This window comes from Streptomyces sp. PSU-S4-23 (genome assembly GCF_055632315.1).
The window spans coordinates 5875395-5893165 of sequence record NZ_JBVMUU010000002.1 but is presented as its reverse complement, the minus strand read 5'-3'; the positions used below and the strand labels follow the sequence as shown (position 1 = coordinate 5893165).

Below are 17771 nucleotides of genomic sequence, written 5' to 3'. Positions count from 1 at the left end.
GAACGTGCATCACGGTAGCGATCCGCAGGAAGCCTGATAAGGGCGCGGTACGGCCTTGAGCACGGGCCCCGACACGGCCGTTGCGCCGGCCGCTGAACCGGCCGCTGAACCGGCCCTTGGGTCGGCCCTTGAGTCGGCCGTTGAGCCAGCCCTTGAGTCGGCCGTTGAGCCGGTCGTCGGCTCAGCCTTCGACTCCGCCTTCGCAACGGCCTTCGTAACGGCCTTCGCAACGGCCTCCGCAACGGCCTTCGGTCCGGTCGCTTCACGGTGCCTCCAGCAGATCGCCGCTCCCCGGCAGGGGCCGGTGCGGATCGTCGTACAACAAGGCGATGCCGTCGGCCCAGTACGTCTCCGCCCGGCCCGCGCGCAGCCCCGCCCGCAGCTCGTGCACCAGCTCCGGCAGCCGCTCGGCGCTGCCCGCCCCCGCGACCGTGTCACCCGCCCCGCGGTGGAACTCCCCGCACACGGCGTCCCGTCGGCCGTGCCAGCGGCGCCACAGCGCGACGCCGAAGCCGCCGTGCACGATCCGCGCCAGGGCGACGGCGTCGTCCTCGAACCGCTGGTCGCCGTAGCGGCACAGGATCGGTACCGCGCCGTGCGGCAGGCCCCGCAGCCGGTCCATCGGCGGTACGGGTATCCGCAATCCGTCGTCGCAGTCGAGGACTTCGGCCTGCGCGTCGTGGGCGTGGACCCAGCGCCAGCGGGCCCGCCGCTCCCGCTGCTCCTCGTCCGCCGCGAGCTCGTCCAGGGCGGGAAAACCGAACTCGTTCACGCCGGGCGGCCGGTCGCGGTCGGCACAGCGCACGACGACCGGGCGTTCCGCGCCGAGCGGAACGCCGTCCGGCACCAACTGCCATGCGTCCACGGCGAGTCCGAGCAGCGCACCGGGCAGCGCGACCTGCAGCACGGCGGGCCATCCGGGGCGGTCGCACTGGCGGAACGCCTCCGCGAGCGGACCGGCCAGCGGCACGGGCAGCTCGGCCAGCGGCAGACGCTCGGCCTCGTCGAGGCGGACGACCTCGCCGTCGGGACGGGCCACGGAGATCCGCCAGTCGCAGCGGTCCGGCTCCCAGCCCCGCAGCACGAGTTCGAGCAGCGCGGACGGACCGGGCGCACCGTCCGTGGTGTGCGCCCTCGCGTGCTCCCCCTGCACGCGGTCGTGGACCAGGGACGGTTCGGATCCGGGCGCAGGGCCGTCCGGGGGACCGGTCAGGACGGATCCGGCCGGCGCCGCGGGCGTCCAGGAGGCCGCGCCGGGCACGAGATCCACCGGATCGTGCCGGCCGCTGCCGGAAGGCGGCCTGCCCGGCCCGGAACGGTGCCGTGGCCGCAGCAGCTCGATCCGCTGCTGGGCCAGGCTGCGGCGGTACCGCTGGCCCAGGCCCTCCGCGCTGTGCCGCACCCACTCCCACAGGGCCTGCTCCGCGTCCCGGGTGCCGGGCGTGTCGAAGGGGCGATCGGCGGACATGACCCGCATCGCGTAGTCGAGGACGAGTTCCAGCGCGCCGTCCTGGCGCGCGCCCTCGTACAGCGCGCCCAGACCGTCGCGCCAGCCGCGCGGTGCCGGCTGCGGGAGCGCGGCCCGCAGGTCTGGCAGGGACTCCAGGATGTCGAGGAGGCTGCGGGTGCTCGCCGGGGGCGGCAGGTCCGCGAGCCGGCCCAGCAGCTGGATGCGCTCGTCGGGGCTGAGCGCGCGGCCGGGCCGCGCCCCGAGCCGGCTCTGCACATCGGCCCAGGTGGGCCGGTCGGAGTCGGGATGGCGCTGCCGGTCGCGGTGGTAGCGGTCGTGGGCGTGGAAGACGGCCTGGTACAGGTCGCCGTGCTCGCTGCGCACCTCGCCCTGGGGCACCGACAGGGCCCGTAACTGCTCGATTCCCGTGGAGGTGCCGCCGCTGCCCTGGTCCGAGCGCGACTTCAGGACGCCGATGACCTCGCCGCGGACCGGGTCGATGACGGGCCCGCCGGAGACACCGGGCGGGAGGTCGTTGTGGCCGAGGCGCATCTGCACGCCCGAGGACCATCCGCCCAGGGTGCCCTGTACGGACAGGGGCCCGTCGAGGACCTGCAACCGGCCGCCCATCACGGTCCACCCGGTGTAGAACACCCGTCCCTCGCCGAAGTAGGCGGCGGGCCGCTCGGAGACGTACACACAGTCGTGCGCGACGGGTTCACGGAGCTGGACGAGCGCGAGGTCCGGGGCCGGCCAGGTGCCGCGCACGGCCGAGCCCGGGTGTTCCGGGACCGTGGCCGCGACGGCCCCGGCCACGGCGGACCCCCCGCGCCCCGGTCCGGTCTCGTAGACCACGACAATCTCACCCCCCTCCCCGCCCTCTGCCACATGCGCGCAGGTCAGGACCCAGTTCGGCGCGATGAAGAATCCGCTGCCGAGGAATGTGCCCGGCTCGTCGAGGGCATACCCGACCCCCGCGCGATGGATGCGCACGGTGGCCGCCATGACGAGTTCACGCAGCGCACGGTGGGCCGCGTCGTCGGCACTCGATGCGCCCCGGGCGTGCCCGTCCGTCATGCCCCGCCCCCGCCGTCGGCGTCGTCCGCGCCACCGTGCACCCGAGCGCCCGGGGGCGCACCCGCGCCAGGGTCGCCCGCCGGGGCGTGCGGTGCCCGCCGCGGCGGTTCGGCCGTCGCGTCGGACGCGGTGCCCCCGGGCGTGCCGGGGACCGGGGGGCCGCCCTGCCAGGTGAGGGTGACCGTGATGCCGGCCTTGGCCTCGCCGTCCGCCAGCAGCCCGACCACCTTGCCCGCCTTCGCGGTCAGCTCGATGCCGAACTCGACGCTGACCTCGTCGGGCCGCACCGCGCGCAGCGGCCCCGCCAGGGAACGCGCCACGCTCGTCACCACGGAGTGGAGGCTCTCGACCCGCGCCTCCACCCGGTCGGCGAATCCCGTGTCCGTGTACGACAGCTCCCCGGACGGCACGGCGAGCTCCTCCGCCCCGGATATCCGGGCCCACACCGGCGTTCCGTCCGGCATCTCGATGCGCGCGATCCGCGTCGGCTCGTGCGTCATGGCATCCCCCGTTCCCCCGTCCCCCGGACCCCCGTGGTCCTGCCCGACGGTGCGCAGGCTAGCGGGCGTGGCGGTGACCGCGCGAGGGTCCCGCGCGCCCCACAGGACCGCCGGGCTCACGCCTATCCTTCTTCTTGTCGTCTCCTACCCGTTCACCAACCCGACGGAGCACCACCGATGTACTTCACCGACCGCGGCATCGAGGAACTGGAGAAGCGGCGCGGCGAGGAGGAGTTCACCTTCGAGTGGCTCGCCGACCAGCTTCGGACGTTCGTCGACCTCAATCCGGACTTCGAGGTGCCGGTGGAGCGGCTGGCCACCTGGCTGGCACGGCTGGACGACGAGGACGAGGAGTAACAGCGTGGCGGCGGGCGTCGGACGGGCGGACCGGGGCGGCCCCGCCGTCAGTCGCGCGGGCGGCCCAGGTCGTACAGCAGGCCCAGCGTGCCGTGCGCGAGAAGCAGCAGCCCGGCCGCCAGCCAGCCGCCGCTGCGGCGGCGCAGGCCCCACGCCGTGAGCGGCAGGCCGGCCGCCACCTGGGCCAGAGCCAGGATGCGGGCCTTCTCGGTGCCGGCCCACGGGAGCCAGGAGGCGGGGTGGTGCCCACCCGCCGCCATGGCGCGTCGCGTGGGGGGCGCGGGCTGCCGGCCCGGCCACTCGATCTCCTGGGCGTCGGGCCGGGTGCGGGCCGCCGCGCACAGGCGGTCCGCCGGTTCGCCGGGTGTCAGGCCCGTCGGCAGCGCGACTCCGGCGCGCGTGAGGACGGCGAGGAGTCCGTGGAGGCGGGCCCGCGCGTCGGCCTCCGCGGCGGGTTCGGTCAGGCGCTCGAGTTCCTGCATGTCCAGGACGGGGTCGAGGCCCAGGCGGGTGGCGAACGTGTGCATGGCCTCGTCCTCGCCGGCCGGGGTGCCGTTGGCGAGCCATACGTAGCCCACGGGGCGGCGGAAGCCGGCGGCGAGGGTGTACCCGGCGCGGTCCGTGTCCCACCACAGGGCGAGGACGGGCCACGGGGCGCCCACCGCGAGCGCGGCGGCCCAGCCGGTCAGGACCCGGTCGACGGGTTCGCCGCCGTCCAGCCAGGGCCGGCCCTCGGGTACCAGCACGCTCCACGGGCGGCCCGCCGGGGTGAGCACCATCGGTTCGCGGAGCAGCCGGGCGGCGGGTGCGACGGAAGCGGGATCCGACCGGCACAACAGCAGCGCGCCGGGGGCGGGTCCGGTGACGCGGTCTTCCGTCGACATGGCCCCACGTTAGGTGGTTTTGTCGGCTTTTCCCTCGCGGGCTCCCCAGAATGGGTGTCTTGACTTTCCGTAGCCGCGATATATCGTGAAAGACAGAAGACGCGATATGGCGCGTCGGTGATCCCCTCGGAGCCCGCCGGCACCGTCGTACCCACCACGCCCGCCCTCGCGTCCGCCTGCGGTGTCGTCCGTCGCGTACGCCGCGTCCGCACCGGCCGAGGAGGTCAGCACGATGTCCGAGTGGTCCGTCGCAGAACCGGGGAAGCTCACCTTCGACGCCCCCGTGACGGCACTCCACGTACGCACCGTCAACGGGACGGTGAACGTCGTGGGCACCGACGAGGGTTCCGCACGCCTGGAGATCTCGGAGATCGAGGGTCCGCCACTGACCGTGACGCACGAGGACGGCACCCTCACCGTGGTGTACGACGACCTCCCCTGGAAGGGCTTCTTCAAGTGGCTCGACCGCAAGGGCTGGCGCCGCAGCGCGGTGGTCTCGCTGGCCGTGCCGTCGTCCGCCCGCGTGGAGGTGGGGGTGGTCGGCGCGAACGCCGTGGTCTCCGGGATCGACGGCGGCGCCGAGGTGAAGGGCGTCACCGGCGAGACGACCCTGGTCGGCCTCTCCGGCCGGGTCCACGTCACCACGGTGTCGGGGAACGTGGAGACTCAGCGCGTCGCCGGAGAGCTGCGGCTCAACTCCGTCTCCGGGGACCTCACGGTCATCGAGGGCGCCTGCCCCTTCGTGAAGGCCGACTCGGTGAGCGGCTCGATCATCCTGGACCTCGACCCCGCGTGCGGCCCCACCGACGCCCGTCTGACGAACGTCTCGGGCGAGATCGCCATCCGCCTCCCCCAGCCGGCGGACGCCGAGGTCGAGGCGAACACGGCGAGCGGTACGGTGTCCAACGCCTTCGACGACCTCCGGGTGACCGGCCAGTGGGGCGCCAAGAAGGTCACGGGCCGCCTCGGCGGGGGCAACGGCCGGGTGAAGGCGACCACGGTGTCCGGCTCGATCGTCCTGCTCCGCCGCCCGCCCGCGGAGGACGGGCCGTGGGAGGCGGCCGGCCGACGGGACGCGGCGCCACCGACGGTCGAGGACGCGGCGCCCGCGCACGCGTCACCCGGCACCGCAATACCGTCAGACCGTTCCCCCGATGGCACGACCGGCGGTCCGACCGAGCAGAAGGGGCTCTGACATGCCTCCCGTCTTCGCCCATGGACGACTGCGGCTCTACCTGCTGAAGCTGCTCGACGAGGCGCCGCGTCACGGCTACGAGGTGATAAGGCTGCTGGAGGAGCGTTTCCAGGGGCTGTACGCACCGTCCGCCGGCACCGTCTACCCGCGGCTGGCCAAGCTGGAGGCCGAGGGCCTGGTCACGCACACCACCGAAGGCGGCCGGAAGGTCTATGCGATCACCGACGCCGGCCGCGCCGAACTGGCCGACCGCAGCGGTGAACTGGCCGACCTGGAGCTGGAGATCCGTGAATCGGTCGCCGAACTGGCCGCCGAGATCCGTGCGGACGTCCGCGGCGCGGCGGGCGACCTGCGCCGCGAGATGCGGGCCGCGGTCTCCGAGGCCCGGCGCGGCGCCAAGGACCACGACGGCGGGCACGCGGAGTACGCGCAGCACGGCGACCAGTCCGAGAAGGAGGCATGGCGCGTCGCCAAGGAGGAGATGCGCCGCGTCAAGCAGGAGTGGAAGGAGCAGGCCCGGCGCGCCAAGGACGAGAGCCGGCGGGCCCGCGAGGAGGCCCAGCGGGCGCGCCGCCAGGCCAGGGAGACCCAGGAGCGGGTCCGCGCCCAGGCGCAGGAGGAGCTGCAGCGCATGGCGCGACGGGTTCAGGAGCAGGTGCAGGACCACTTCGCGCGCGGCGACTGGCCGACGGGCGTACGGGAAGGGCTGACCGAACTGGCCAAGGAGTTCGGGGACTTCGGCAAGGAGTTCGGGAAGGACTTCGGCTTCGGGCGCGCGGGGGCGGCGGACACGGCGGACACGACGAAGACCGCGAAGACGACGGCGGCGCCCGAGTACGCCTCGACGCCTGAGGACTTTCCCGGGACGTACGAACCCTCCTGGGCGCACGAGGAGTTCCCGGGCGACCCGGCCCGCGCCCTCGACCGGCTTCTGGACCGCTTCCGCGACGACATCCGCGACGCGGCCCGGGACCACGGGGTGACGGAGGACCAGCTCCGCGACGCCCGCCGCCACCTGTCCACGGCGGCGGCGCACATCGGGGCGACACTGCGGTCACGGAAGGAGTGACATCGGCGGCCCGCCGTGAGGGTCAGCCGGCCCTCGCCTCTCCGCCGCCCCACAGCACACGCTCCACCGCCGTGTAGGTGACGCCGTGGTCGGCGAGGACCTCGGAGGGGACACCGGGGCGGGCGGTCAGGGCGAGGAGCAGATGTTCGTCGCCGATGTGCCGGTCCCCGTGGGCGACGGCCGTGCGCAGGGACCCGACGAGGAGGTTCTTGGCGCCGCGGGTGAACGGGCGGTGCCCGTACCGGCGCGCACCGCCCCCACGGCTCCCCGCCAGCGCCCCCTCGCCGTGCGTCTCCTCGACCCGGGAGACGATCTCGGTGAGGTCGATGCCCAGCCCGGCCAGGGCGTCCGCGTCTGCGTGGGAGAGGCCGCCGCGGCGGCGGACTTCGGCCAGGTCCCGTGCGACCGCCTCGCGCCGCCCCGTCAGTCCGAGGGACGCCAGCGCGAACGCGGCGCGGCTGCCCTCGCGGTCGAGGAGGGCGAGCAGCAGATGGGGCTCGTCGACGCGCTCGTCGCCCGTCCGTTTGCAGTGCTCGACCGCGCCGGTGACCACCGCGCGGGCGTCCTTGGTGAACCGTTCGAACATCACTGCCTCCCGTACTTCTTGTGCACGGCCTGCCTGCTGACGCCGAGTTCCGCGGCGATCTCCTGCCACGACCAGCCCTGGTTGCGCGCGCTGCGCACCTGCACCGCCTCCAGCTGCTCCAGCAGCCTTCGCAGCGCGGCGACGGCCCGCAGCCCGACCCGTGGATCGCGATCGCCCGCCCGTTCGGCGAGATCCGTTGCTTCCGTCATGCCGTCAACTTACATTGACATCACCCGGACGTCAACTATGGTTGACAAGCCGGTTGCGGATCCCCGCGGACATGCGAACGGCGGGCTCGACGAGGTTGCCGAGCCCGCCGTCAGGGCGAGGGTGACGCCGGTACGAGGGGACGTCAGCCCGCGGTCAGCACGATCTTGCCGAACTGGTCACCGGCCTCCAGCCTCTCGAAGCCCTCACGGGCCCGGTCCAGGGGAAGGACCTCGTCGATGACGGGACGCACGCCGGCCGCGGCGCAGAAGGAGAGCAGGTCCTCCAGCTCGTCCTTGGAGCCCATGGTGGAGCCGACGACCTTCAGCTCCAGGAAGAAGATGCGGGTGAGTTCCGCATGGGAGGGACGGTCACCGCTGGTCGCGCCCGAGATCACGACCGTGCCGCCGGGCCGCAGGGACTTCACGGAGTGGGACCAGGTGGCGGCCCCGACGGTCTCGATCACGGCGTCCACCCGCTGCGGCAGCCGCGCCCCGGACTCCAGGGCCTCCACGGCGCCCAGTTCCAGCGCCCGCTTCCGCTTGGCCTCGTCGCGGCTGGTGGCGAAGACCCGCAGGCCGGCCGCCTTGCCGAGCACGATCGCGGCCGTCGCGACACCGCCGCCGGCGCCCTGGACGAGGACGGAGTCGCCGGGGCGTACGCCGGCGTTGGTGAAGAGCATGCGGTACGCGGTCAGCCAGGCGGTCGGCAGACAGGCCGCCTCCTCGAAGGACAGCTCCTTGGGCTTGGGCAGGAGGTTCCACGTGGGCACGGAGACCTGTTCGGCGAAGGTCCCCTGGTAGCGCTCGGTGAGGATCGAGCGGGGCTCGTCCGGGCCGACGCCATGGCCGGTCTGGCCGATGACGGAGTGGAGGACGACCTCGTTGCCGTCCTCGTCGACACCGGCCGCGTCGCAGCCGAGGATCATGGGGAGCTTGTCCTCGGAGAGACCGACGCCCCGGAGGGACCAGAGGTCATGGTGGTTGAGGGAGGCGGCCCTGACGTTCACGGTCGTCCAGCCGGGCCTCCGCTCGGGGGCCGGGCGCTCCCCCAACTCGAGGCCGGTGAGGGGCTGGTCGCGGTCGATGCGGGCGGCGTAGGCAGCGAACATGACCTTGACGATAGGCTCCGCGCCCGGTGGACGGAACCGGAGCCCGCTGTGACACGCGTCCCGCTCGGCGGCACCCGGCCCCCATTGCCCCGGAGGCACCAGCGCGCCGCAGCCCGGACCGACGCCTGACGGCCACCGGCACAGACGGGCGGGTGAAGGCCACCCGCCCGCCCCGTGGCGCGATTACTGCCGTGCGACGCCCTCGGCCCGCGCCGCGGCGGCCACCGCGGCCGTCACCGCCGGCGCGACCCGCTCGTCGAAGGGCGAGGGGATCACATAATCGGCCGCCAGGTCGTCCCCGACGACCGCGGCCAGCGCGTCGGCCGCCGCGAGCTTCATCCCCTCGGTGATCCGGGAGGCCCGCACCTGCAGCGCCCCCGCGAAGATCCCGGGGAAGGCCAGCACGTTGTTGATCTGGTTCGGGTAGTCGGACCGCCCCGTCGCCACCACGGCGGCGTACTTGTGTGCGACGTCCGGCTGCACCTCGGGGTTCGGGTTGGCCATCGCGAAGACGAAGGCGTCCTTGGCCATGGACGCCACAGCCTCCTCCGCGACCGTACCGCCGGAGACGCCGATGAAGACGTCGGCACCCGCGAGGGCCTGCTCCAGGGAGCCCGTGAGGCCCGCCTTGTTCGTGAACCCGGCGAGCTCGCGCTTGACCTGCGTCAGATCGTCCCGGTCGAGGGACACGACACCCTTGCGGTCGGCGACCGCCACGTCGCCGATCCCCGCCTCGACAAGCATCTTCGTGATGGCGACGCCGGCCGCACCCGCGCCGGAGACGACCGCGCGCAGATCACCCAGGGTCCGCCCGGTCAGCTTGGCCGCGTTGCGCAGGGCCGCCAGCGTCACCACGGCCGTACCGTGCTGGTCGTCGTGGAAGACCGGGATGTCCAGGCGCTCCTGGAGTCTGCGCTCGATCTCGAAGCACCTCGGCGCCGAGATGTCCTCCAGGTTCACGCCCCCGAAGGAGGGCGCGAGCCGGACCACGGTCTCGACGATCTCGTCCACGCCCGTGCAGTCCAGGGCGATGGGGACCGCGTCCACCCCGCCGAACTGCTTGAACAGGATCGCCTTGCCCTCCATCACCGGGAGGGACGCCTCGGGGCCGATGTCCCCGAGGCCGAGCACCGCGGTGCCGTCGGTCACGACGGCGACCACGGACGACTTCCACGTGTAGTCGTGGACCAGTTCCGGCCGTTCGGCGATGGCCGTGCACACCCGGGCGACGCCCGGCGTGTATGCAAGGGACAGGTCGTCCTTGTCGCGGACCGGCACGGTGGCCTGCACGGCCATCTTGCCGCCGCGGTGCAGCGCGAACACCGGGTCGAAGGCATCAAGGGGCTCTGCCCCGCCGTCCTGATCCGTACTGCTGTCGCTGCGAGGATTGACGATCTCCGCTGCCACTGTCTTCTACCCCTTAGGTCTTCATTTGGTGTGAGGGTGACCACTCCTGGTTGAGGCGTGGGCGGGACCGCGTATGACCCAGATGACTGATGCGTGTACGGGTGCATACGCGACGGGCGCGCCGCACACGCGCCCTGAGCCCCGGATGAGGGGTGTAAGGAACCTTCATACCGGACGGATGCTGTCCGGGACGAGTCCATAACGTGAAGGTCACACGCCGGTGAGATGACTCATGGCCGAAAATGTGGACAAATCCCGGAAACGACCTAGGGGATCGCTCGCCCCAGGAGGGCCGCTCATCCCAGGAGGGGATCGCTCACATCGTGAGACGCGTCGAAGATCTTCCGGTTGGAAGGAGGGATCACCGCACAAGATCCGGCCTTGTTCGGCCGACCGGAGGCGGTTCGGGGGTCACCCGTTATCCGATTTTGACATGGGGGCACCCCTGAATACTTGAATTCGGATGGCAAGATGCGTGAATCACACGAGGTCGCGACACCCGAAGGCGAGTGTTCTCGTCGACCTGTACGGCACTCCACCCATCCTGCCGGAGGAACCCACCATGACCGCACGCTCCATCCGTCGTACGACCGCCACGCAGTCCCGTATAGCTGCGGTCGGCGCCATCGCGGTCGCAGGCACCCTGCTGCTCACCGGTTGCGGGGACCAGACGAAGGACAAGGACAACGGCTCGGGCGGCGCGTCGACGGCGTCCGCCCCGCTGGCGGACAAGCTCCCCGACTCGATCCGCAAGGCCGGCGTCGTCAAGGTCGGCTCGGACATCGCCTACGCCCCCGTCGAGTTCAAGGACAGCTCCGGCAAGACGGTCGGCCTGGACCCCGACCTGGCGGACGCCATGGGCAAGCAGCTCGGCGTGAAGTTCCAGTTCGAGAACGGCACGTTCGACGCGCTGCTGACGGGTCTGCGCTCGAAGCGCTACGACATCGCCATGTCCGCGATGACCGACAACAAGAGCCGCCAGGACGGTGTCGACCCCGACACCGGCAAGAAGGTCGGCGAGGGCGTCGACTTCGTCGACTACCTCACCGCGGGTGTCTCGATCTACACCCGCAAGGGTGACACCAGTGGCATCGCGACCTGGTCGGACCTGTGCGGCAAGAAGATCGCGGTCGAGCGCGGCACGGTCTCCGAGGACCTCGCCAAGGCCGAGGCCAAGAAGTGCCCGAGCGGCAAGAAGCTCACCATCGAGGCGTTCGACGACGACCAGCAGGCCCAGACCCGTCTGCGCTCCGGCGGCGCCGACGCGGCGTCCTCCGACTTCCCGGTGGCCGCGTACGCGGTGAAGACGTCGGGCGGCGGCAAGGACTTCCAGCTCGTCGGCGAGCAGGTCGAGGCCGCGCCGTACGGCATCGCGGTCGCCAAGCAGAACACCCAGCTGCGGGACGCGCTGCAGGCCGCGCTGAACGCCGTGATCAAGAGCGGTGAGTACCAGAAGATCCTCGCCAAGTGGGGTGCCGCGGACGGCGCCGTGAAGGAATCCGTCGTCAACGGCGGCAAGTGACCGTTCCCGGCGGCCGCTGAAAGGCAACACCCGTGACTGTTGACATCGACAAGTCGGCGGACCCGCAGAACACTCCCCCGGCCGGATCGGAGGCCATCAGGGCCATTCCGGTCCGGCACTACGGGCGGTACGTGTCCGCCGTCATCGCGATCGCAGTCCTGGTCGCGATCGTCTACGCGTTCGGCCAGGGCAAGATCAACTGGCATGCCGTGCCGGACTACTTCTTCGACGACCGCATCATGACGGGCGTGGGCAAGACCCTCCTGCTGACGGTCCTGTCCATGCTGATCGGCATCGTCGGCGGCATCGTCCTCGCGGTGATGCGGCTGTCGAAGAACCCGGTGACCTCGTCCATCGCCTGGTTCTACATCTGGTTCTTCCGCGGCACCCCGGTCCTGGTCCAGCTCTTCCTCTGGTTCAACCTGGGCCTGGTCTTCGAGTACATCGACCTCGGGCCGATCTACAAGGACTACTGGTCCGACTTCATGACGCCGCTGCTGACGGCGCTGCTCGGACTCGGCCTGAACGAGGCCGCGTACATGGCGGAGATCTGCCGGGCCGGCCTGCTCGCCGTCGACGAGGGGCAGACCGAGGCGGCCCACGCGCTGGGCATGAGCCACGGCAAGACGCTGCGCCGGATCGTCATTCCGCAGGCGATGCGCGTGATCGTGCCGCCGACGGGCAATGAAGTGATCAACATGCTGAAGACGACCTCACTCGTGGCGGCCGTCCAGTTCTCCGAACTCTTCCGCTACGCCCAGGACATCGGCCAGAACTCCGGCGCGCCGGTGGAGATGTACTTCCTGGCGGCCGCCTGGTACCTGATCATGACGTCGGTCCTCAGCGTCGGCCAGTACTACATCGAGCGGTACTACGCGCGCGGCTCCAGCCGCCAGCTGCCGCCCACCCCGTGGCAGAAGGTGAAGGCCACCATGTTCTCCTTCGGCCGCCCGAAGGGAGGCACGGCATGACCGGGAAGACCACCAAGGGCGACGCCGTCGCGAAGGACACGTCCGTTGCGATGGTCAAGGCGGAGGGCGTCCACAAGTCCTTCGGCTCCGTCGAGGTCCTCAAGGGCATCGACCTGGAGGTGAAGCCCGGCGAGGTGTTCTGTCTCATCGGCCCCTCCGGCTCCGGCAAGTCGACCTTCCTGCGGTGCATCAACCACCTGGAGAAGATCAACGCCGGACGGCTGTACGTGGACGGCGAGCTGGTCGGCTACCGGCAGCACGGCGACAAGCTGTACGAGCTGCGCGACCGCGAGGTCGCGATGAAGCGCCGGGACATCGGCATGGTCTTCCAGCGCTTCAACCTGTTCCCGCACATGACCGCGCTGGAGAACGTCATCGAGGCGCCGGTGCAGGTCAAGGGCGCGGGCAAGACGCAGGCCAGGGAGCGCGCGATGCAGCTCCTTCAGCGCGTGGGCCTGGCCGACCGGGCCGGGCACTACCCCTCGCAGCTCTCCGGCGGCCAGCAGCAGCGCGTGGCCATCGCCCGGGCCCTGGCGATGGACCCGAAGCTGATGCTGTTCGACGAGCCGACCTCGGCCCTCGACCCGGAGCTGGTCGGTGACGTCCTCGACGTCATGCGCGACCTCGCCGAGTCCGGCATGACGATGGTCGTCGTCACCCACGAGATGGGCTTCGCCCGTGAGGTGGGCGACTCGCTCGTCTTCATGGACGGCGGTGTGGTGGTCGAGTCCGGCCACCCGCGGGACGTGCTGACGAACCCGCAGCACGAGCGGACGCAGTCCTTCCTGTCCAAGGTGCTGTAGGGGCAGGTCACCGGCCGGCCACGGGTGCCGTGGCACGGACAGGGGGCGGTACGGGATCCTCGTACCGCCCCTCCCCGTGTCCGGGGCCTCACTTGAGGGCGAGCAGCAGCGTGTCGGACGGCGAGCACCACACCGGGCGGGCCTCGGCGAAGCCCTTCGCGCGCAGCACGCGCGCGTGCCAGGCGGCGGAGGGCATCTCGCCGTCGGCGTGGGCACCGTAGATCTCGAAGCGGCGGGCGGTCGGCGCGGCGAGGACGGGGTCCTGGGCGGCCAGCTGCCACCACTCGGCCCAGTCGAGGGCGCCCTTGCGCATGGCCTGGTCCATACGGGAATGCCGCAGGGTGCTCTCGGCCGCGTTGATCCGGGGAGTGGTGTCGTCGATCATGTGGTCGGCGTTCATGAAGACGCCGCCGTGGCGGACCAGGTCCGCGACCCGACCGTAGAGGGCCTCGAGGGGGCCGGTGCGCAGCCAGTGCAGGGCCGTGGCGGTGAGCACCGCGTCGTACACGCCGTACGGCAGGCGTGCGGGCCAATCGGGGTCCTTGAGGTCGGCCTCGACGAACGTGACGCGGTCGTCGCCCTCGAACGTGCCGCGCGCGATGGCGAGCAGGGCGGGGTCGAGATCGACGCCGGTGCTGGTGGCGTTCGGGAAGCGGGCGAGCAGCCGGGCGGTGATGCTGCCCGTGCCGCAGGCGAGGTCGAGCACGCGGGGTTCGGTGCCCGCGAACGCCTCCACCATGTCGAGCATGATCCGGAAGCGTTCCTCGCGGTCGGGCATGTACCACTCCTGCTGGCGGTCCCAGCTCTCCTGCCAGGCCCGCCAGTCGGTCCCCCTCGTGGTGCGCGTGTCCGTCATCGCCGCCCCTCCCTCACGTACGCCACGTAATACCCTGGAAGCACGATCAGCCGTTACGCGACCGCACCTCCGACCATAGAGCGCCCCAGTAAGGACTACAAGTGGAACTGGCCTATTACTCGGACTACGCCGTGCGCCTCGTGAACAGCGAGGAACCGGCCCGGGGCAAGGACTCGCTCACCTCGGTGGATGCCGTCCGCGGCCTCTTCGGGGGCAACCAGTCGGCGGCCCGCCGGGCCACCGACGCGGACGTGACCCGGTTCCGCTCGGTCCGCGCCCGGCTGCGGGCGGTCTTCGAGGCGGCGGACAAGGGCGACGAGACGCTCGCGGTGGACCTGCTGAACTCGCTGCTCCTGGAGTTCCCGGTGAGCCCGCAGATCTCCGGGCACGACTACCGGGACGGCGACGGCCGCCCGCTGTGGCACATGCACCTGGCGGACCACCCGTCGAACGCGACCGCGGGCTACGCGGCGATCGCCGCGATGGGGCTCGCGTTCCACCTCACCGAATACGGCGTGGACCGCCTGGGCCTGTGCGAGGCCGCTCCCTGCCGCAACGCCTTCCTCGACACCTCGACCAACCGCTCCCGGCGCTACTGCTCGGACCGCTGTGCCACGCGGGCGAACGTGGCCGCCTACCGAGCGCGCAAGCGCCTGGAGGCCGACCGGTCGGGCAGCACCGGCCGGGCGGCGGACAGCGCCCAGCGCACCAGCGCGAACGCGGAGCGCCGGCCGCTCCCCAACGGCCGGTAGCGCAGCCGCACCTTCCCGAGGACAAGCTCCTCGGGAACGGTTCCGTAGTCGGTGCTGTCCCCGCCCGCGTACGGATTGTCGCCGAGCACCCACCAGCCGCCCTCGCGCAGCTCCACGGCGCGCTTGACGACGAGCAGATCCTGCTGGAAGGGATGCCGCAGGACGATCACGTCGCCCGGCCGGACACGCGCCCCGTACTGGACGAGGAGCCGGTCCCCGTGCTGCAGCGTGGGCACCATGGACGGTCCCGTCACCTCGGCCGCCCCGAAGGGCAGCAGGGCCCTCGTGCGCTCGGTCTCCTGCGACAGCTCCGGCATCACCGGCACCTCCCCGGTCCGATCCTCCACCAGTCCCAGTCTCACCCTGGACTTTTGTCGTAAGCCCATGGGGGCACTCGCGAAAACCCGTCCCCTACGGAGTAATGTCCCACCTGAGAAGACGATCACGAGGAAGGACAGCTTCATGCTCTCCCGCCTGTTTGCCCCCAAGGTCAAGGTCAGCGCGCACTGCGACCTTCCCTGCGGTGTGTACGACCCTGCCCAGGCTCGCATCGAGGCGGAGTCGGTGAAGGCCATCCAGGAGAAGATGGCCGCCAACGACGACGCGCACTACCAGGCTCGGGCCACCGTCATCAAGGAGCAGCGCGCCGAGCTCGCCAAGCACCACGTCTCGGTGCTGTGGAGCGACTACTTCAAGGCCCCGCACTTCGAGAAGTACCCGGAGCTGCACCAGCTCGTCAACGACACCCTCAAGGCGCTGTCGGCCGCCAAGGCGTCGAAGGACCCGGCGACGGGCCAGAAGGCGCTGGACTACATCGCCCAGATCGACAAGATCTTCTGGGAGACCAAGAAGGCCTGATCTTGCGTCATGCCCTTTGACCTGCAGTCGCCTTGCTCGCAGTGTCTCCCCGGCCGCACCCGGCCCGCAGGCCGCCGAGAACGGCGTCCCTGACGGTCCGGGTGCGGTCTTCTTCGATGTCCCGGAGGAACCGACCGGCTCCCTCCACCGGATCCTCCGGCGCAGGTGCAGCGGGCGCCGGCTCAGGTCCGTTGTCGGTTGCCCGTGCGATGCTGAGGGCATGGACCTGGAGGACCTCGCACGGCTGCGGCGGGCCCGTGACCGGATGGACCGTGAGTACGCGCAGCCGCTGGACGTGCCGGCGCTGGCGCGCACCGCGCTGATGTCGCCCGGGCACTTCCAGCGCAGCTTCCGCGCGGCCTACGGGGAGACACCGTACGGCTATCTCATGACCCGCCGCATCGAGCGCGCCAAGGCGCTGCTGCGGCGCGGCGATCTGACGGTGACGGAGGTCTGCATGGCCGTCGGGTTCGCCTCGCTCGGGTCGTTCAGCTCGCGCTTCACGGAGCTGGTGGGCGAGACGCCGAGCGCGTACCGGGCGCGGTCGCACGAGCAGGGGGCGGCGATACCGCCGTGCGTGGCGAAGGGCCTGACACGGCCCCGGCGCGGCCGGCCGGGCGATACCCGGACGGATCCGCGGGCTCAGCTATAGCGTGGCGCCATGGACCTGAAACTCTCGCAGTGCTTCATCGCCGTGGACGACCACGACAAGGCGCTCGCGTTCTACCGGGACGTCCTGGGCCTGGAGGTCCGCAACGACGTCGGCTTCGAGGGGATGCGCTGGGTGACGGTCGGCTCACCGCTCCAGCCGGACGTGGAGATCGTCCTGGAACCCCCGGCGGCACACCCGGACGCCTCCCCCGCCGACCGCCGGGCGATGGCGGAGCTGCTCGCCAAGGGCATGCTGAGGGGCGTCATCTTCTCGACCGAGGACTGCGACGCCCTCTTCGCCCGCGTCCAGGCGTCCGGCGCGGACGTCGTGCAGGAGCCCATGGACCAGCCGTACGGACTGCGGGACTGCGCCTTCCGCGACCCCGCGGGCAACCTGCTGCGCTTCACGGAGCGCCACGGCACCTGACGGGCGGGCGCGGGCGCCCGGGGCGGAAACACCGTTGCATGATCCGCCCGGGGCGGGAGACGGTACGGGCGCCGTGCACCGTCTGCCGAGGAGTGCCTGATGAGCCAGCCGATCCGCTGGACGTACGCCTTCATCGACCGGCCCGTCGAGGGGTTCGGCCCGGCCCTCGACTTCTGGGCCGCCGTCACCCGGACCAGTCCGTCCCCGCCCAGGGGCGAGCGGAACGAGTTCGTGACGCTCGCACCGGAGGCGGGGGACGCCTGCCTGAAGGCGCAGGCCGTCCGCGCAGGCGGCGGCGCTCATCTCGATCTCGTCGTCGAGGACGTGCCCGCGCTCGTGGCGGTGGCGCGGCGGCTCGGCGCGGGCCTCGTCGCCGGCCACCCCGGGTGGGCGGTCCTCCGTTCCCCGGGCGGCGCGTTGTTCTGCGCGGTGCCCTGGAACGGCGAGTCGGTGCGGCCGCCGGTGGTGGAGGAGCCCGGTGGCGCGGCCGGGCGGCTCGACCAGGTGTGCCTCGACCTGGCGCCCGAGGTGTTCGACGCCGAAGTGGCCTTCTGGAGCGCCCTCACCGGGTGGGAGTCGCACCCCGGCTCCCTCCCGGAGTTCCATGTGGTCAGGCCGCCCACCGCCCTTCCCGTACGCATCCTGCTGCAACGCCTCGGCGCCGGCCGCCCCTCCTCCGCGCACCTCGACGTCGCGTGCGCGGACATCGAGGCGACCCGGGCCCGTCATGAGCGGCTGGGTGCCTCCTTCGTCGCTCGGGGCGCCCACTGGACGGTGATGAGCGACCCGGCGGGCGGCACGTACTGCCTGACGGGCCGCGACCCGTGGACGGGGGGCCTGCCCGGCTAGACGGCCGGGGCCCCGGTCGGCCCGGCCCGCCGCAGGCTTCCCGAGACACCCTGCCGGGACAGGTCCGCGCAGTACACGGCCGCCGGCCCCTCGGCGGGGTCGCGCGTCACGCAGGACGTCCCGCGCACCTCCGCGGTCAGCGGAATCGGCGCGGGCTCCGCCGCCACACCCGGCCCTGAAGAGGTTCGGGCATGCCGTCGGCCTACGGTCCCGGCGGCCGCCGTGTCAGGGCTCTTCAC

The 17771-nt window shown here is 72.0% G+C and carries 20 protein-coding genes; 11 read left to right on the top strand and 9 right to left on the bottom strand.

All coding sequences use genetic code 11. The features are described 5' to 3' along the window. Positions 1-262: 262 nt before the first annotated feature. Together ACZ79I_RS27045 and ACZ79I_RS27040 are read right to left on the bottom strand one after the other, a co-directional pair. Entirely contained in the window at positions 263-2527 is a 2265-nt protein-coding gene (locus ACZ79I_RS27045; protein ID WP_471500253.1) for a VMAP-C domain-containing protein, read from the bottom strand. Then, positions 2524-3027: a CU044_2847 family protein gene (locus ACZ79I_RS27040; RefSeq protein ID WP_471500251.1), complete on the bottom strand. Its 504-nt coding sequence runs from the start codon at positions 3025-3027 to the stop codon at positions 2524-2526. The genes ACZ79I_RS27045 and ACZ79I_RS27040 overlap by 4 nt, the downstream gene beginning before the upstream one ends. Before the next feature lie 177 nt (positions 3028-3204). Here ACZ79I_RS27040 and ACZ79I_RS27035 point away from each other — a divergent pair, with 177 nt between their 5' ends. Beyond that, positions 3205-3384 carry a DUF6104 family protein gene (locus ACZ79I_RS27035; RefSeq protein ID WP_381079421.1) on the top strand — a complete coding sequence of 60 codons (180 nt, stop codon included), beginning with the start codon at positions 3205-3207 and terminating at the stop codon, positions 3382-3384. A gap of 47 nt (positions 3385-3431) precedes the next feature. Here the strand turns inward: ACZ79I_RS27035 and ACZ79I_RS27030 are convergent, their stop codons facing one another. Beyond that, a complete protein-coding gene (locus ACZ79I_RS27030) occupies positions 3432-4268 on the bottom strand; it encodes a hypothetical protein (protein WP_471500249.1) in 837 nt (278 codons plus the stop codon). 232 nt (positions 4269-4500) lie between these two features. Here ACZ79I_RS27030 and ACZ79I_RS27025 point away from each other — a divergent pair, with 232 nt between their 5' ends. Further along, positions 4501-5463, top strand: a complete 963-nt coding sequence (locus ACZ79I_RS27025) for a DUF4097 family beta strand repeat-containing protein (protein WP_471500247.1) — start codon at positions 4501-4503, stop codon at positions 5461-5463. Between the two features lies 1 nt (position 5464). After that, positions 5465-6532 carry a helix-turn-helix transcriptional regulator gene (locus ACZ79I_RS27020; RefSeq protein WP_471500245.1) on the top strand — a complete coding sequence of 356 codons (1068 nt, stop codon included), beginning with the start codon at positions 5465-5467 and terminating at the stop codon, positions 6530-6532. Between the two features lie 22 nt (positions 6533-6554). Here ACZ79I_RS27020 and ACZ79I_RS27015 read toward each other — a convergent pair whose 3' ends face one another. The 4 genes from ACZ79I_RS27015 to ACZ79I_RS27000 all read right to left on the bottom strand — a co-directional run bounded on the left by ACZ79I_RS27015 (position 6555) and on the right by ACZ79I_RS27000 (position 9843). Then, positions 6555-7118: a Clp protease N-terminal domain-containing protein gene (locus tag ACZ79I_RS27015; protein WP_471500243.1), complete on the bottom strand. Its 564-nt coding sequence runs from the start codon at positions 7116-7118 to the stop codon at positions 6555-6557. Next, complete coding sequence (locus tag ACZ79I_RS27010; RefSeq protein WP_018571396.1) at positions 7118-7327, bottom strand: helix-turn-helix domain-containing protein; 210 nt, start codon at positions 7325-7327, stop codon at positions 7118-7120. Before ACZ79I_RS27010 ends, ACZ79I_RS27015 begins: the two co-directional genes overlap by 1 nt. Positions 7328-7470: 143 nt before the next feature. Then, entirely contained in the window at positions 7471-8436 is a 966-nt protein-coding gene (locus ACZ79I_RS27005) for a zinc-binding dehydrogenase (RefSeq protein ID WP_471500241.1), read from the bottom strand. Positions 8437-8619: 183 nt separating this feature from the next. Then, positions 8620-9843, bottom strand: a complete 1224-nt coding sequence (locus ACZ79I_RS27000) for an NAD(P)-dependent malic enzyme (RefSeq protein ID WP_471500239.1) — start codon at positions 9841-9843, stop codon at positions 8620-8622. 562 nt (positions 9844-10405) lie between these two features. On the opposite strand from ACZ79I_RS27000, the gene ACZ79I_RS26995 reads away from it, so the two are divergent. From ACZ79I_RS26995 to ACZ79I_RS26985, 3 genes are read left to right on the top strand one after another with little or no spacing between them, the layout of a single operon-like run. Next, positions 10406-11365: an ABC transporter substrate-binding protein gene (locus ACZ79I_RS26995; protein ID WP_471500237.1), complete on the top strand. Its 960-nt coding sequence runs from the start codon at positions 10406-10408 to the stop codon at positions 11363-11365. 32 nt (positions 11366-11397) lie between these two features. Further along, a complete protein-coding gene (locus ACZ79I_RS26990; protein ID WP_471500235.1) occupies positions 11398-12336 on the top strand; it encodes an amino acid ABC transporter permease in 939 nt (312 codons plus the stop codon). Positions 12337-12386: 50 nt separating this feature from the next. Beyond that, on the top strand, positions 12387-13139 hold the full coding sequence (locus tag ACZ79I_RS26985) for an amino acid ABC transporter ATP-binding protein (RefSeq protein ID WP_471505243.1): 753 nt from the start codon (positions 12387-12389) through the stop codon (positions 13137-13139). An 88-nt stretch (positions 13140-13227) separates the two neighbouring features. Here ACZ79I_RS26985 and ACZ79I_RS26980 read toward each other — a convergent pair whose 3' ends face one another. Further along, complete coding sequence (locus ACZ79I_RS26980) at positions 13228-13995, bottom strand: class I SAM-dependent methyltransferase (RefSeq protein WP_471500233.1); 768 nt, start codon at positions 13993-13995, stop codon at positions 13228-13230. A gap of 101 nt (positions 13996-14096) precedes the next feature. On the opposite strand from ACZ79I_RS26980, the gene ACZ79I_RS26975 reads away from it, so the two are divergent. Further along, a complete protein-coding gene (locus ACZ79I_RS26975) occupies positions 14097-14747 on the top strand; it encodes a CGNR zinc finger domain-containing protein (RefSeq protein ID WP_471500231.1) in 651 nt (216 codons plus the stop codon). Here ACZ79I_RS26975 and sodX read toward each other — a convergent pair. Next, on the bottom strand, positions 14630-15064 hold the full coding sequence (sodX, locus tag ACZ79I_RS26970) for a nickel-type superoxide dismutase maturation protease (protein WP_471505240.1): 435 nt from the start codon (positions 15062-15064) through the stop codon (positions 14630-14632). The genes ACZ79I_RS26975 and sodX overlap by 118 nt on opposite strands. Before the next feature lie 145 nt (positions 15065-15209). Here sodX and sodN point away from each other — a divergent pair, with 145 nt between their 5' ends. The 4 genes from sodN to ACZ79I_RS26950 all read left to right on the top strand — a co-directional run bounded on the left by sodN (position 15210) and on the right by ACZ79I_RS26950 (position 17532). Then, the gene (gene sodN, locus ACZ79I_RS26965; RefSeq protein WP_471500229.1) at positions 15210-15605 is read left to right on the top strand and encodes a superoxide dismutase, Ni; all 396 of its coding nucleotides are present in this window, start codon (positions 15210-15212) and stop codon (positions 15603-15605) included. A gap of 220 nt (positions 15606-15825) precedes the next feature. After that, positions 15826-16257, top strand: coding sequence for a helix-turn-helix transcriptional regulator (locus ACZ79I_RS26960; RefSeq protein WP_471500227.1), 432 nt, complete (start codon positions 15826-15828; stop codon positions 16255-16257). A 9-nt stretch (positions 16258-16266) separates the two neighbouring features. Further along, positions 16267-16683 carry a VOC family protein gene (locus tag ACZ79I_RS26955; RefSeq protein WP_471500225.1) on the top strand — a complete coding sequence of 139 codons (417 nt, stop codon included), beginning with the start codon at positions 16267-16269 and terminating at the stop codon, positions 16681-16683. A 99-nt stretch (positions 16684-16782) separates the two neighbouring features. After that, positions 16783-17532, top strand: coding sequence for a VOC family protein (locus ACZ79I_RS26950; protein ID WP_471500223.1), 750 nt, complete (start codon positions 16783-16785; stop codon positions 17530-17532). Positions 17533-17771 lie beyond the last annotated feature (239 nt).

Bases quoted from the DNA above. Each gene is read 5' to 3' on its own strand.
- ACZ79I_RS27045 (WP_471500253.1), bottom strand. From the start codon at position 2,527: ATGACGGACGGGCACGCCCGGGGCGCATCGAGTGCCGACGACGCGGCC.
- ACZ79I_RS27040 (WP_471500251.1), bottom strand. From the start codon at position 3,027: ATGACGCACGAGCCGACGCGGATCGCGCGCATCGAGATGCCGGACGGA.
- ACZ79I_RS27035 (WP_381079421.1), top strand. From the start codon at position 3,205: ATGTACTTCACCGACCGCGGCATCGAGGAACTGGAGAAGCGGCGCGGC.
- ACZ79I_RS27030 (WP_471500249.1), bottom strand. From the start codon at position 4,268: ATGTCGACGGAAGACCGCGTCACCGGACCCGCCCCCGGCGCGCTGCTG.
- ACZ79I_RS27025 (WP_471500247.1), top strand. From the start codon at position 4,501: ATGTCCGAGTGGTCCGTCGCAGAACCGGGGAAGCTCACCTTCGACGCC.
- ACZ79I_RS27020 (WP_471500245.1), top strand. From the start codon at position 5,465: ATGCCTCCCGTCTTCGCCCATGGACGACTGCGGCTCTACCTGCTGAAG.
- ACZ79I_RS27015 (WP_471500243.1), bottom strand. From the start codon at position 7,118: ATGTTCGAACGGTTCACCAAGGACGCCCGCGCGGTGGTCACCGGCGCG.
- ACZ79I_RS27010 (WP_018571396.1), bottom strand. From the start codon at position 7,327: ATGACGGAAGCAACGGATCTCGCCGAACGGGCGGGCGATCGCGATCCA.
- ACZ79I_RS27005 (WP_471500241.1), bottom strand. From the start codon at position 8,436: ATGTTCGCTGCCTACGCCGCCCGCATCGACCGCGACCAGCCCCTCACC.
- ACZ79I_RS26995 (WP_471500237.1), top strand. From the start codon at position 10,406: ATGACCGCACGCTCCATCCGTCGTACGACCGCCACGCAGTCCCGTATA.
- ACZ79I_RS26985 (WP_471505243.1), top strand. From the start codon at position 12,387: ATGGTCAAGGCGGAGGGCGTCCACAAGTCCTTCGGCTCCGTCGAGGTC.
- ACZ79I_RS26980 (WP_471500233.1), bottom strand. From the start codon at position 13,995: ATGACGGACACGCGCACCACGAGGGGGACCGACTGGCGGGCCTGGCAG.
- sodX (WP_471505240.1), bottom strand. From the start codon at position 15,064: ATGCCGGAGCTGTCGCAGGAGACCGAGCGCACGAGGGCCCTGCTGCCC.
- sodN (WP_471500229.1), top strand. From the start codon at position 15,210: ATGCTCTCCCGCCTGTTTGCCCCCAAGGTCAAGGTCAGCGCGCACTGC.
- ACZ79I_RS26960 (WP_471500227.1), top strand. From the start codon at position 15,826: ATGGACCTGGAGGACCTCGCACGGCTGCGGCGGGCCCGTGACCGGATG.
- ACZ79I_RS26955 (WP_471500225.1), top strand. From the start codon at position 16,267: ATGGACCTGAAACTCTCGCAGTGCTTCATCGCCGTGGACGACCACGAC.
- ACZ79I_RS26950 (WP_471500223.1), top strand. From the start codon at position 16,783: ATGAGCCAGCCGATCCGCTGGACGTACGCCTTCATCGACCGGCCCGTC.